This is a genomic window from Streptosporangium sp. NPDC000563 (assembly GCF_040299985.1).
Classification (GTDB): domain Bacteria; phylum Actinomycetota; class Actinomycetes; order Streptosporangiales; family Streptosporangiaceae; genus Streptosporangium.
The window spans coordinates 165,999-180,137 of the sequence record NZ_JBEPDA010000005.1; the positions used below are offsets into that span (position 1 = coordinate 165,999).

General features: G+C 63.5%; 6 protein-coding genes. 1 reads left to right on the forward strand and 5 read right to left on the reverse strand.

Features of this window, described 5'->3' with window-relative positions; genetic code table 11:
- Positions 1–165 precede the first annotated feature (165 nt).
- The 5 genes from ABT352_RS15855 to ABT352_RS15875 form a co-directional block, all read right to left on the reverse strand.
- Positions 166–1,674, reverse strand: coding sequence for a phosphorothioated DNA-binding restriction endonuclease family protein (locus ABT352_RS15855; protein WP_350945549.1), 1,509 nt, complete (start codon positions 1,672–1,674; stop codon positions 166–168).
- 340 nt (positions 1,675–2,014) lie between these two features.
- Complete coding sequence (drmB, locus tag ABT352_RS15860) at positions 2,015–3,829, reverse strand: DrmB family protein (RefSeq protein ID WP_350945550.1); 1,815 nt, start codon at positions 3,827–3,829, stop codon at positions 2,015–2,017.
- Complete coding sequence (locus ABT352_RS15865) at positions 3,810–6,986, reverse strand: helicase-related protein (RefSeq protein ID WP_350945551.1); 3,177 nt, start codon at positions 6,984–6,986, stop codon at positions 3,810–3,812. Before ABT352_RS15865 ends, drmB begins: the two co-directional genes overlap by 20 nt.
- Positions 6,983–8,500 carry a nuclease-related domain-containing DEAD/DEAH box helicase gene (locus ABT352_RS15870; RefSeq protein ID WP_350945552.1) on the reverse strand — a complete coding sequence of 506 codons (1,518 nt, stop codon included), beginning with the start codon at positions 8,498–8,500 and terminating at the stop codon, positions 6,983–6,985. The genes ABT352_RS15865 and ABT352_RS15870 overlap by 4 nt, the downstream gene beginning before the upstream one ends.
- Positions 8,497–13,215 (reverse strand): DEAD/DEAH box helicase, encoded by a 4,719-nt coding sequence (locus ABT352_RS15875; protein ID WP_350945553.1) that lies wholly within the window; start codon positions 13,213–13,215, stop codon positions 8,497–8,499. The genes ABT352_RS15870 and ABT352_RS15875 overlap by 4 nt, the downstream gene beginning before the upstream one ends.
- 800 nt (positions 13,216–14,015) lie before the next feature.
- Between ABT352_RS15875 and ABT352_RS15880 the strand changes: the two genes are divergently transcribed.
- Positions 14,016–14,129 carry a PDDEXK family nuclease gene (locus ABT352_RS15880; protein WP_350945554.1) on the forward strand — a complete coding sequence of 38 codons (114 nt, stop codon included), beginning with the start codon at positions 14,016–14,018 and terminating at the stop codon, positions 14,127–14,129.
- Positions 14,130–14,139 lie beyond the last annotated feature (10 nt).

Sequence of the window (14,139 nt, forward strand, 5' to 3'; positions counted from 1 at the left end):
CAGTTTCGGCCCTACCAGGGGTTGCCACATCCGATACCACCGTGGCCCCCCCTTTAGAAGCAAACTTGTCCATCCCCCGAAATCAGATGTCCACCAAACCGGGCCAACCCAATCCAGGTCACCTGGCCCAAGCCGTTGTGGGCCGACAGGACCCTGCTGTCTGGACTAACCGAGGTACACCTGTGTCCGATGCCATGCGAAGTAGGGTTCGCGTTCGATGTTCCACTTCTGTGTCTTGCGGCCCAACAGACGTTGGCGAACGTGCTCACCTAGCGCCGGGTACTGATCGAGAGCTTTGCTGAGCATGATGGTCCCGTCCTCGGAAACGGCGATGTAGCCATGCTCGTACAGGCTGTCACAGCCCAGGGTGCAGGCCAGCATGGCGATGTTGTCCAGCGAGCGACGTTCTTCCTCCGTGCAGTGGCTGCGCTTTTTGATATGGGCGGCCACCAGGAAACGCTCAGGCAGTTGAGCTTCGCATAAAGCGCATGCAGCGCCTCTTCCCCGCAGGAGTAGTCGTCTTAGGGTTGCCTGTTCGCCGCGCTGCTCGACCAAAGAGGACTTGCTCAGGGTGCCCTGGAAGGCGCCAGCGGCTGGTTCAGAGGCTGGCCCGTCGGTGAGGTGTGAGGTCAGGAAACGCCGGCGGTGGGCTTCGATAGTCGACGTTGCTTCGTCCAAGCCGACGGCGTGGAGAAGCGCGGCTTCGTCCGTGCCGTCGAAGTATGTGAGCAGGAGTGAGTCGGCCACGCGGGCGACGGCTTCCGTCGAGGTGGCGAAGAGGTTGTGGACCGGTTGCTGCAGCCCGCCGTGGACATGCGGCCGAGTCGTGTTGAGCCATCTCAGGTGCGCGTCTCCCGCTAGACCTTTGGGAGGTGGAGGGGCGCTCAATTCCCATAGAGCAGTGCCGTTGAGCGCCAAGAACGGCAGGTGGGGGTTACGAGCATCGCCCGGATGCCCAAACTCGTCGATGAGGCGCCCGATCTCCATCTCGGCCTCGGGCCAGGGCGCTAGCCGGTTCTTACCATTTCTCGCCCGACCGATCGCCCACAGCAGAGTCAACGGCTGGTGCCGCTTGGCGAAGCCGTCAACGTACCGCTGTGGACGGAGTTGCTCCACTGCCGTGAGCATCGTCTCAATGGTGACCTCTGAGGCGGAGACACGGCCCATCGCATCGTGTGGGGGGTGGGGATCCGAGGGCGGCCCGTCATCCGTAGCAGTGGTGGAGGGGAGGGCAGCTAGATCACGGGCCAACCGGTCGGCCTCATGCAGCGCGTAACCGGGGAGGCTAATTCGTAGCCGAATTCGCTTGGTGCTGTTGCCGCCTTTGGTTGCCGTAGGGCTCTGACCGATCCTGACCTGGGCGGTCGTCAGTCTTCGACGCAGTCCTTCGGAATCGGAATGGTCTGACAGGCGGATGGGTCCCCTTATCAGCCGGCGCTCTTCCTCTGGTAGGTGGCGGGTGCGGCTGGAGTCCACCAGCGCGTCCAGCAGGACGGCGTCGCGCTCCCTCAGCCTGGTGATGAGCAGAGCCAGGGCTTGCTTGTATTCGGTGTTCCGGCCTGGTCGGCCGGCGTTACGCCCGCTGGCGCTTGCCAGAATCAGAGCGAGGTGATCGCCGTCTCGCTCAATGGAGTATTCAGCGTCGAGAGGTTGATCACCGATGTAGGGGTGCATGTCTGCAGCATGGCAGTGCAGTCCGACATCTCTCGCCCGTACAGCGACATAGGAATGAAAGATGATCTCTGGCAGAACTCGACTCCAGGAAGCATTCATGGATCACTGCGAGCGAGAGGCGCTGAAGGGGGTCGCGTCGCATGTGCATCGTCGCCAACGGTCTGTGAACCGTTTGGATGGGCATGCTGACGTGCTTTCCAATTCGAGAGCGCGGGACATGCACGGGATGATCTTGTCTTCTGCAGATGGAGAGCACGGTGTTGATGCAGCTCATAGGTCATAAGCCGTGTGCGCAGCAACCACTCTCCTAACTCGGCGCTCTATGCCTTGTACACGGCTCTCATTCCGATCGCCCTGTACCGGCCGCTTGACGCACTTCTGCCAGAACCCCGTCCCAAAAGCCGACGACGTTTCCTCCTCCGAGCACCAGCTGACGGTCGAGCAGTCTGTTGCCGGTCTCGCACGAGGTCTCGCTCACAAGGGAGCAACCGTGGCATGCAGACAGGTTGAGTTGGGACGAACCCTGCCTGTCTCTCTCTATGCACACAGGGTCGTTCGAGCAGACATCCGCGTCGTCAAGCGCCGAGACGAGCAGCGGGATCAGCTTCCCAGGCTGTCCGAGCCGAGCCAGTCCTCCAAGGGTTCCCTGGGCATCCCCTGCCGCAGTGTAGATCAGGATCCCGGCGGTCTTGTCCTTCCGGTCGGAGTTCGCATAGATCCGTTCCCGCAGCGACGCTGATGCGTATCCGCTGGCGAACGCCAGCCTGCGGATGAGCAGGTGCGACAACGTGTGCAGAACGATGTAGCGCGGTTCGGGAACGTCGAGCCGGTCCGCCCATGGCGTGCCCGCGCGGCGCTTCAAGAGGATCCCTGCCCGCGCCTGGACTCCCGGTTGCGCCTCCCACTGTGCGAGCTTGTCCTCGTCGAACCTCAGAAAGATTCCCTCGCCGAACATTTCCATCGCCGGATAGATGGGGAACCCTGTAGGTCCGAGATCAGCAGCGATCAGATCGGCCTCCGCGCTGTGGCGCCTGAAGCCCCGCAAGGCAGTCACCTCGCGTACCCGGTGCACCTGTCCGACACCAGCGATCCGGCTGACGAGACTCTCCGGTCCCGAGGTCGTGTCCCGGCTCCATCCGTCGACGACGAAGTCTCCACCGGTACGGTCTCGTCCACCCTCGAGCTTCTTCAAGAAAGCGGCCCACTCCCCGTCCTTGAGGTCGAGAAGTACGTCGTCGGCCGAGGGCTCGTCTCCTGCCGCGACCTCGAGTACGGTCTCCTGAGACACGCCCAGCTCGCCGGCTATCCATCCCGCAATCACCTCCGTCTGAGGTCCGCCGTTGTCCGCCACGAGCTTCCCGAAGAACATATGACCACGGATCTTGTCGGCGACCTCCGCTGACGGAGGACGTTCCTCAGGGATGTCGAGCGCGGAGATTCGATCGGCGATGTAGTTCCCTGTCGCCCCCCGCTGAACCGCGACAAGACGGTGGTTGCACGGCTTCTTCACGGAGCTGTCCGGCTCCCACGGCTGCCGGCCGACGCAGTGGAGGCCGTCGCGGTGCAGGGCGTCCTTCGTCACGAGCTCCGCCAGAGACCGGCTGTGCCCGCAGCCGTAGCACTTGACCCGGAGGGAGGCCAGACCCTCGCCCTGACCGGACAGCCTCTCGAACCGGAGCTCCTTGTAGGCCTTGCAGAAGCGAACAGCTTCGTCGAGGCTCGCCCCGTGGCCCCTGTGCGCCCACTTGAACCACGGGACGTCCTGGGCGTGACTGCCTTGTTCGCAGATCGCGATGTAGCGCATCGGGACGAGGAACCCTCCGCACTCACAGGTGTTGCTCCACTTACCTTTTTTCTTTCCTGTCAGCTTGGAAAGCTTTGAGCACCTCTCGCAGAACCGCCAGGCGGGAAAGCGCCAGTAGAGCAGTGCCGGTGTGTCCTTCCCCGCATGGCCGGCATGAGTCGGCGGCTGCCTGAGGACACCCGCACCGAGCCTGGCGAGGAGTCGCTCACAGCTGATCTCATGGGCGTACTTCTTGTCCCACCACGAGGTGTCCGCCGCGATCAGTGACTCGCCTCGGATGTCGACGATCGCTCCGACGCCGAAGGGCATGATCGTCTCTGACAACCGCAGGTCATGCTTGATCTTCTCCACGGTGCACCTCCTCCTGAGGTTCCTGGACGTTCACGGCCACGTTCGGTTCGACCGACCTCATCGAGTCGCCGACGAGCCACCCTTCCCCGGGCTGTCCGAACCTCTTCACCAGCGCTTTTTCGATCTTGGCTGACCGCTCGTACCCCAGCGTCTCGTCCGCTTCGCGGGCCGCACTCGCTCGACGGTCCCAGTCGCGCAGAAGGCTCCAGATCGCCTGTCGCGTCTCCTCCGCCTCGATGTCGTCGGCCCGAGCCACATATCCGAGGAAGCGGTCGACAAGATTCGACACAGCATCACTGAGTGCCATGTCATCGAGGTCGAACCGTCCTGCTGTGTCATTGTCAGCCAGCGGGACGAACGACTGTCGCACCAGCGCCACGAGCGCCCCGGCCAGCGAGCGCTCCCGCGATGCCAACGACCAGGGGGTCACGCTCGTCGGTTCGACGCTGCGGTAGAGCGCCTCGTGGTATGCACGGAAGGTCTCGAAGTGCGACCGGTCCCGCGCACGACTCGACCTGAAGAGCGTCACCACGATGCCGTTGGTGTCGCCACGTCCGACACGGCTCGTCGCCTGAATGTACTCCGCGGTCGTCTTCGGCTGCCCGACCATGAGCATCAGGGCAAGCCTGGGGATGTCGATGCCGACGGAAAGCATGTTCGAGGACAGGACGACGTCGATTGCATCCGGGGACTCGTCCACACGGACCCGAAGCGCTCGAAGGTCGCTCGGGAGTTGCTCCGCTCCCCTTCGGCTGGTCAGCTCCAGCACACGCTCCGCCCTGACCGTTCGCGAGGGCAGGCCCAGACGTTCCGCGCGGGGCTCGAGTCGGGCCCGAATGTCGTCAATGACGAGCGTTCCGGTACGTCCGAGTTCCCGGAGTGAGTTGTGGTACATGACCAGTGTCCAGTAGGCGTCTTTGGGTACGACGGTTCTGCCACCGGCGGAGAGGACCTCGGGTATCTCGATGAGCGGGGTGACCGCAGAGATGACGGCCGAAGGCTGGGACACCGACTGAGGCATGAGCCCGATGTAGAGCCGCCCTTCGCCGTTCTTGACAGGTCGAGAGAAAAAAGTCTGGTCGTCGTCGAGCCCGGACGGCGGGTAGAGCACGACCTTGCGCCCGTACAGCCCCTGCACCTGTTCGTCCGAAGCGCGGATGGTCGCAGTGGAGGCAACGATCTTAGGACTCGTACCCATCCGGCTCAGCAGGAGCTGGATCACGGCGTCGAACACCGCGACGGTGGTGCCCAGCGGCCCGGACAGAAGATGGAGCTCGTCCTGGATGACCATGGAGGGCTGCTTGAACGTGGTTCCGAGACCCAGCAGCCTTCCCGCCGCGGGCTTGAACTGGAGGCGGGCGAACTTGTCGACGGTCGCCAGGAGAATCGTGGGCGGATCGTCGTACAGGACCTCGTCGACGACGGCGAGCGGCAGTTCGTCGCTGAATCGACACGATGTGTCAACGCAGTGGAGCACGACGTCCTTGCCGAGCAGACGCATGCCGTAGTCCTTCGGTTGCGTGCTCTTGATCTTGGGCACCATCGGTGCCAGGCACCAGGGGCAGCTTTCCACCTGGAACTGGTTGGCCTCTTCGGGTCGTGCCGCCTTCAAGAGCCGGTCCAGCGCTGCTTTCGCCTCCGAGCGGGTCCCGGGAGTGACCTCGTTCCCCACCCACAGGCCGATCGTGAAGGGCGTCATACCCTTCACTCGAGAATCCGCGCCACGGAGCAGCTCCATGGCACAGACGAGCGCTGCTGCCCGCTGGAACTGTTGGGAGGTGAGGAGCCGAAGTGTGTACCTGGTGATCACCGCGGTGCCACCACCCGCTGTGCCATGGAGCAGTCGCCGGTGGAAGATCTCGATCGCCGCGAGGCCCAGATACGCCTCCGTCTTGCCACCGCCGGTCGGGAACCAGATGAGATCGACGAGGTCACGGTCACCGTGCTTCTCGTCGACGGTGGAGGCGAGCGAGACGAGCAGGAACCCGAGCTGGAAAGGCCTCCAACGTGGTTCCTTGGAATCGGCCCCAGGGCCACCTCTGTTGATCGAGGACTGACGCATCTGAAGACGCATCGCCGCCATGCCCAGAGCGAATGCCGTACGGAGGAGTCCCTGAGCCGGATCACGAAGCAGCGCCACGCCGGCCCGCATCCGTTCGACCGCGTCCTGGGAGCGGCGGGCAATTCGTCGAGCGACCTCCGCCTCGTCACCGAATCCTTCAGCCCGCCACGTCTGTTCGTCCACCCACTCGGCGAACGCGTCGGCGAACGCATCCAGAGACTGCAGCACCGGCTCCGGGTCCGAATCCATCCTCATGAGATGTGCGAGTTCCAAGGACTGCGCTTCGGGGGTGTTCTTCGGGAAGCCCGTGGTCTCGACGGCGGGCACGACGAAAGCCGGCACCGGATCGAGGAACACTGCATTACAGCGACCGTCCGTGAAGTCCCAGTCGGCGGCCATCCCGTGACCGACGGCGTAGACCTTGCGGTTGCGGTACCTGAGCCGAAGCTCGGCGGTCTCCTGATCGCCGCCTAACAGACGGGTGGTGTCGTACTCCATGAACTGTGCGCCCGCGGCTGGACTGACGGACAGCCCTACCTGGAAGAGCATCTGAGGGATGTCGAGACGATCGTCTCCGGTGGACTCGGACATCACCCTGACGTGCACCGTGACCAGGAAGTTCCCTCTGAAGTCGCGCCAGCGCGACCCGATCTCCACAGGCACGTCGCCCACTGTGAGAAGCTCCGGGCGCTGGCCCTTGGCCAGCGAGATCTTGCCCGAGGCGAACGGTCTACGACGCCACTTGGGCGGCCCTTCGACCGACTCCTGCGAGTACGTACCGCACGAGAGGCTTGCTTCCACCGAAGCACCGTCGGTGACGAAGGAGATCGCGACGGACGATGGACGCCAGTCCTCGGCCAGCGGAACAGCCGCCCCGTCCTCCTCGAGATCTCCCTCGGGTACGTCCGCCGAGATCTCGTCCTGGGGTTCGGCCTGAGCCTGGCCATCGGTCTCCGGAGCGGCGGGGAACAGCATCCCGACGGCGTACTGCCGATGCGGGAGGTTGCGCGTCACTTCTTCCGGTCCCGCGTCCGGCCCTACGTAGGTGTCCCGAAGGTGCTGCAGTGCGGCACGCTGTGCCTCGGTGAGGTTCACTTCCCGACCTGCTTCCGGACGAGTCCCTGGAGCCGCTGCTTGTCGTCCTTGGAAGCGACGACATGGAGCGCGACCCGTGGTCTGGTGACGGCGACGTAGAACCCGGCGAGCCCGTGCTCGTCATAATCCTCGGGCAGGTCGCAGACGATCACGTGCTCCGCCTCCAGCCCTTTCGCAAAGCGCGGGCTGGTCACGGTGAAACCTGCGGCGCTCCGAACGGGAGCGGCGTCGGACGTGGCTCTGATGATCCAGATGCTTTCGCGACGGACACCGTCGTCGACGAGCTGACGTGCAACGCTCTCCGCAGCGGCTACATCGGCCTCCGCATCGGCCCATCTCCACTGCACTCGCTCACCATTGACGATTCCAGGATCTCCGATGTCAGCCCCCAGGTACTCCTGGACGACGTGGACGATCGCCCGCGTGTTGCGGACATTGCGGTTGAGGTCGAGGAGCAACGCCTCGTCGGACACGAGCTCGTAGACGTCCTGGTCGAAGGAGCCGTCCACGTGGGCCTGGTTGTTGGGGTCGAGGAACATCCGCCACCGACCTTTCGCCCGTCCTCCTTTGATGGCCGCGTCCAGCGCGTCCATCCCGTCGGCGTTCATGAGGTCCTGCGCCTCGTCGACGAGAACGACGTCGTACTTCTTCTCTCCGTCGAGTTCGGAGAAGGGGCGTAGGTCGATCGCACGTCCTGTGATGCGCGGTGAGAAGAAGTCGACCAATGCCGGCGAGTGGAAGGTGATCAGAACGGATCTGCCCTCGCCGGCCTCTTGTTTCGCAGCCTCGGTCAGCACGAGGGACTTCCCGGTACCGGCGCCTCCGATCACCATCATGCGCTGGTTGCGTGAGAGCGCGGACAGCACACGCGCCTGGTCGTCCGTCGCACGGTTCTGCTCCTCGATCACGGCCCCGCGCTGGGCATCGACGACCGGCATCCGTGTGAACTCACCGAAGAGACGTGCCCGTAAGAGGTCGGTATGCGCGATCTTCACTCCATGCGGCGCCGTCCTCGCTCCGTCGACGACGGTCCTGAAGGCCGCTGTCATGGCAGTGACGCTCATCTCCTCCTTGGCCCACCAGTGGCTGCCTTTCGACTCGACGGTCGGAGGAGGGGCATCTATGTCAGGCGTGATGACAACTGCCTCGCTTGCATACCAACCGATGCCTTCTTCGTTGAAGATCGCTCGTAGCGCGTGCATGGCCGACTGTGCCTGCCGCATCGGGGATTCACGAAGCCTCTTCCAGTCGCCGCGTCGGTCGACGGTGTACCAGAGGCCGTCGTGCTTGCTCACGCCTCCGCCCTTGACCTCGACCAGGATGACGATGTTCTCCCACAGGACGACGAAGTCAGCCTCCGCCTGTTGCTTGGTCCCGTGGGTTCGGAGCGACACAGAGTGGAACGCGACGGCGCCTTCTGGCCCCTCGATCGCGCCGAGGACACGTGCGACCCGGCGCTCTGCACCGCTCGTCGCTGTCGCCTCGATGTCCGCGAGGTCCGGAACAAGAATCATGCGCGATGCTCCCGCCAAAGCTGTTCGTACTCCCGGTAGCCGAGAAAGTCGTTGACCGCACCGAAGTTGTCGGCGATGTCCACGATCAGGCACTCCTCCTTGCCGCCGTTCTCCGGCCCGCGAAGGCCACGCCCGGCCATCTGGATGTAGGCGCTCGGGCTGAACGTCGGACGCGCGATGTAAAGAGCACGGACACCAGGAGCGTCGAATCCCTGGATCAACAGATCGCAGTTCGCGAGCACACGGATCTTTTCCGACTTGAACTGCTCGATGACATCCCGGCGTTCCTGGCGACCGGTCTGGCCGCTCACCGCGGCGGCCTCGACCTTGCGGTAACGCAGGGTCGCCGCGAGCACCTGTGCTGACAGCACGTTAGGGGTGAAGACGAGGATCGGCCATTCCGGATCCTGTTGCATGATGTGGTCCACGAGGACCGCCATACGTGCTTGGTTTCGGCCGATGCGATCGAGAACCTGTGGTTCGAGCTTGCGCTGAGTCCGGACGTTGGCCTCCTCGCCGGGGTTCAGAACGACGTCGACCCCCGGAAGCACCTCGTGCCGGACGCGAGCAAGCACACCCATCCGGGACAGTTTCCGGTAGGCCTCGCCCCCTTCAAAGGCCTTGATCATGCGGCGTCCGAAGCGCGCAGCCAACTCCTTCGTCTGAGTGTCGTTTCCCATGGAACCCTTGAACGGCGTCGCGGAGAGGCCGACGAGAGGCCGCTCCCAACTGCGCCCGTCCACACCCAGCCATCTGAGGATTTTCGTGTATCTGGAAGAGCTCCCCGCGCGATGGGCTTCGTCGACGATCACCGCGGACGCGTTGCTCAGCCACGCATATTCCGGGCGATCGATGATCTTGACCAGCTTCGCATCCGTGGCGACGACGACGCCGAACTGTGTGTCAGGCTCATGCACCGAATTGCTCTCCCAGAGCCTGCCGATCGTCAGTGGTCGTTCGTCAGCCAGGCCGCGCCACACCATGCTGAAGGTCTGCACCGCCTGTTCGCAGAGCTCGGCGGACTGCGCGATCCAGAGCACGGGCCCGCTCAGGGCACCGTCGATGAACAGCCGCAGCACCGTCTCTGTCGCCACGCGAGTCTTTCCTGCACCGGTAGGGAGCTCGACCATGGCCTTGAGCGAGTTGCCGTTCGGCTCCTTGAGGATCAGGACGTCCCTCAGGCGGGTGCTGATGTCATGCTGGAAATCGTGCAGGGGGTTCAGCTTGACGGCTCCAGGAATGACGAACTCGTCGTCCTGACGCTCATTCCGTTGACCGGCGTACTCGGCACCGAACCCCATTTTGCGAAGCCACGTGATGGTCGGCGCCGCGCCGGCCCACGTCGTGGGGACGTCCGTGTATCCCTCGCCGCGGAACTGGTCGGCGAGCAATCGGATCGAATCGCTTCTGTAGACGGTGAGAAAGAGTTCCGCGACAGAGGTCGCGTTGTTCACCAAGCCTTGTCTCTCAAGTGCCGACCAGAGGCCCTTGGGCAACGCCTCCCGGAGGGTGTCGTCCCCAAAGAACACCTCCAGACGCTCCTCGTCGGTGGGGGCCGCCTTGGCTGCTTGGCGCTGCTCCTCAAGACGCTGGTCCAGCCCTGCCTTGAGTACTTCGCTCAGCTGGGCGTTGTCCAACCCCAGACCGAATGCCTGGTTGATGACCTCCAGGACTTCCCGCTCTCCGAGGTCTGCCCGCACGATCAACGCATGTCCGTCGAGGTACCTGTCGAGCGATTGGTCCTCCACACCGTCCTCGGTGGTCACGCGCTTGGCTATGTGTACAGCCCTCGCCACCGTGGCGTTCATGACCTTGTCCGCCGTGTAGGTCGAGCGAAGTCCGGTGTACAGGTCGATGATGCGTTCGCCGTCCTGCTGCCCCTCGATCAACATGGAGAAGGAGAAGCTGTCCTCGAACCTACGGCATCCCACGACCTCGACCAGAGCGGCGACCTCGTCACTGTTCGCCCTCAGGTAGGGCTTCTGCCGAGACGCCAGGAAGCGCTGCTCCTCGTCCGTGGTCGCGATGTAGACCGTGTCCGGCCGCCGTGATTCGACCCCCTGCCCGATACGGGCTGGTATCCGTGACGGATGTCCTTGCGGGAACGCGAGTCTGCTCGCGGCAATGATGAACTTCGTCAAGGTGTGATCCTTGACGCGTGGCGGGAAGAGCTCCGCCTCGAGAGCTTCCCGCAGCACGTCCGACGGCACCTGAGCCAGCTCGCGAGGCAGGTTCAGCTTGTGCTCGACGCTTCGGGGGCCTCGGTACAGCGGCAGCAGGTCCTCGTACTCGACCATGGCTGCCGACACGATCTTCTGTGGAGATCTGCGGCCCCGGGTAGAGGGGAGCACGCCTACTCGGTCGACCGCCCATCGAAGCGGTGAGGTCACCCGGTAGGTCTGACGGGAATCGAGGTCCTCGACGGTCCAGGATTCATCCTCGAACCCCAACAGCTGCGTCGTCCATCTCTCTCGCAGATGATCAGGCGCGGCTGCGTCCCGCAGCATGAAAAGGACGGAGAACGGACCAGGGCCCGCGTGTTCGACGAACTCGATGCGCTCGATCTCTCGTTCACCCGGCCCCCGCCTGGTGTTGAGGAAGTCCCTCACCCACCGGCAGTAGTCCCCGAAGAAGACCTCGTCCTCGGTGGGATACTCCTTCACGGGATCGTGGACGACGCCTACTGCGTGAGCCACCTGTGGGACGCATCGGGATCGGTCCAGCAGGCTCCCGCCGAACTCATTTCCAAGTCCGTCGATGTCCACTACCTGGCTGGGCCACGACCACTTACCGTCAAGGATAGGTACCTTGATGTGCCCCGACGTGTCCTTCGACAGCATCCTCGCGGCTTCTGACGGCGAAACATTGAAAACCGCGTCCCAGAACCTGGTCAGGGCCTCGTCATCGGAGTCGGCAGAGAGCTTGTTGAGACGTGCTCGCAGGATGGCGAGGGGATCCAGGTCGCGGAACCCCTGACCGCGTAGACGCTCGTCGATCTTCGGAATTGCGAGAAAGACTTCGGCGACGAACCGTGCTCCCTCGATGTCGACGTCGTCGACCCGCCTGAGGAAGACGTTGCTCCGGTCCTTCAAGGCGCACAAGCCATCTGTGGTCGGGATCACCCGTGCCGTCTGAATCCCCTCGATGGCCAGGTGGTCGACGACAAAGGTGAAGGCTCTCGCTGCCGAAGCGGGATCCGTGCCCTCGGCCCACTCGCGCAGCCACGTGAGGATGCCGCGCTTCGGCACTGCCTCAAGAGCTCGCTTCTCGTCCCGAGCGTTGATCTCCAACTTCTCGGCGACGCTGAAGACGCAGAGCTGCCGCAGACGGGCGATTCGCTGCTGGATGGCATAGCAGCGCCAATGCGGGACGTCGTCGCCCGTGTTCGGGGAATTGATCCAGTTCCTGTGGTCCTGCTCGGAGACACCGCTGACCATGAAGTCGAGCGGGCGAAGCTCTCCAGCGAGCCTCAGCCTGCCTGTCGCGTCTGGAACGATCTCGCGCTGCGCCGCGATGCTCGGCACGTGCGTGGAGAGAATGTCGTCACCGAACGAGAGCACCTCACGACCACGCGCAGGCATGTACTCAAGGTGGGCGGCAGGGTCGTCACTTGGCGCAACCTTGGGAAGCATCCCTACGAACATCTCGGAGAGAGTTTTGAGGATCTCTCGGTTGTAGGTGTTCTCGAGCAGCGTCGTCCGGTCGTCGTTGACGCTCCAAGGAGCATTGAACAGCGCCGAGGCAGTGGTCTTGTCCTGCAAAGGGAAGTATGACCAGAACTCGCCGGTCTTGGGCCGAGACTGGCGGGACGGCATCGCGACCGTGACCTTGACCTGATCCCGCGAAACCGCCTCTCCGACCTCGATCCGAGCCTCCTGGGACGGAGAGTGCATCCGATGCTCCACGACCCACTCGTCGCCGGACCCGTCCGGGCGCTCGATCCTGAAGCTACCCTCGCCGAGGTCTCTGGACATGTGGCTCGTGCTGTAGGACTCCTCCTCGGACCCGATGACACGAAGCCGCACTTCGCGCACCTCGGTGACGAACAGGAGGAACTCCGACCGGAACTTACGAATCTCCTCATTTAAACGTTCCAAGTTGGCGGCTCGTGGCAGCTTGACAACCGTGGTCGCCCACTCGGCCAACTCGGCGAGCACGGAATCTTCCTCGAACGCCGCCTCAGCATCGATCAGAGTGGCGGTCCGCAGCGCAGGAAGCCTCTTCGCAGGCGCTCGGACAGCATTGATCGCCGCCTTTGCCTTGTCCGAGTTGAACTCGAAGGAGACCGATCGGCTGTACACCTGGGGCGCATCGGTCACCGCCAGGACCGACTTGAAGCCCAGACCGAAGCGCCCAATCTCGTCACCGCGCTTGCCACTGAGGTGGGCGTGTGCGATCGACGTCAAGCCGCTCTTCGAGAACGGACGTCCGGCATTGGCGCAGTACAGCGTCGCGGACCGCAGGTCGAGGACGATCTCCACCCGCCCCGCACCGAAATGATCCGAAGAGCCGCCGGACATGGCGTCCGCCGCGTTCTGCACCAGTTCAAGGAGCGTGCGGTTGGCGTACCCACCGACTCGGATCGACTCTTCGTGGTTCGCATGCTCGGTGATGAGGTTGGGATTTGCCTCGTACGACGCGATCGCTCGTTCGAACTGCTTCTCGACTTCTTGTGTGAGTCCGACATCCGGGGTCCAGTCCTGCCGCCTCGCCATTACGCCCTCATGCCTCTCTCGTCCGACCCTGAAAGGCTGCCGCCACTCTCGGCATCACAAAATGCTTGTGGCACATCCATTGCCGCATACACGCCTCATCGTGCATAAAGCGGTCAGATCAGACCTATGGCCACGAGGGGTGTCACCGACATCACCGGCGCAATAATAGACCCGACTACCTCTGTTCTGGCAAACACGAAAAATCCTCCCGTACTGGCGGGAGGAATCACACGTCCAGGGCATCGCGCCCGCCACCGTCGACGACGCACCGTCCGCGGATCTCGGTACCCCGCAGCCAGCTTCGCGCGCAGCAGACGCGCCACCGGGCGAAGGCTGATACTTGCGCAAGTGCGAGGACGCATATGGCTCGCGGAATGATGACAGAAGCGAGCCTGGCCAAATTTCACAGGACTCTTGCACGGCTGACCCCTTTAGGGGGATCTCTGCGCCACTGATGCCAGCCCTCAAATGCATGCACGACAGCCATGCCCGACGGAGCCCGAGGTTAAATCAAACGTCGGTTTCCATGCATTTCCAATTATCCCTGCTAGCTGCAACCCCTCCGAAGACGTTGTTGCTTCTGCTCATATCGCCCGGAAGACAGCCGGCGGAATAGAGTAACTCATCTCCCACCGCAGCTCGCACGACTCCTTATCGTGATCAGCATTCCCGATGACACCATTCCTGATCACGGCCAATGTTCGCACGCTACAATTCCCGCTGAGAAATGTCCAGGCGCGCAGCTCTGCTATGTCGTAGCCACCATGCCTCTTCCCAGATCGGTCGATGTGTCGGCACGGATGAGCAGGCAACGTCGGAGGGACACTGCCCCTGAGCTCGCCGTGCGGAAGCTGCTGCACGCCCACGGGCTGCGGTATCGAGTGGCCTGGCCAATACTGAGCTTCCCCCAGTAGTCCGGACACC

Excerpts from the sequence above, each read along its gene's own strand:
- ABT352_RS15880 (WP_350945554.1), top strand. The coding sequence starts at position 14,016 with ATGAGCAGGCAACGTCGGAGGGACACTGCCCCTGAGCTCGCCGTGCGG.
- ABT352_RS15875 (WP_350945553.1), bottom strand. The coding sequence starts at position 13,215 with ATGGCGAGGCGGCAGGACTGGACCCCGGATGTCGGACTCACACAAGAA.
- ABT352_RS15855 (WP_350945549.1), bottom strand. The coding sequence starts at position 1,674 with ATGCACCCCTACATCGGTGATCAACCTCTCGACGCTGAATACTCCATT.
- ABT352_RS15870 (WP_350945552.1), bottom strand. The coding sequence starts at position 8,500 with ATGATTCTTGTTCCGGACCTCGCGGACATCGAGGCGACAGCGACGAGC.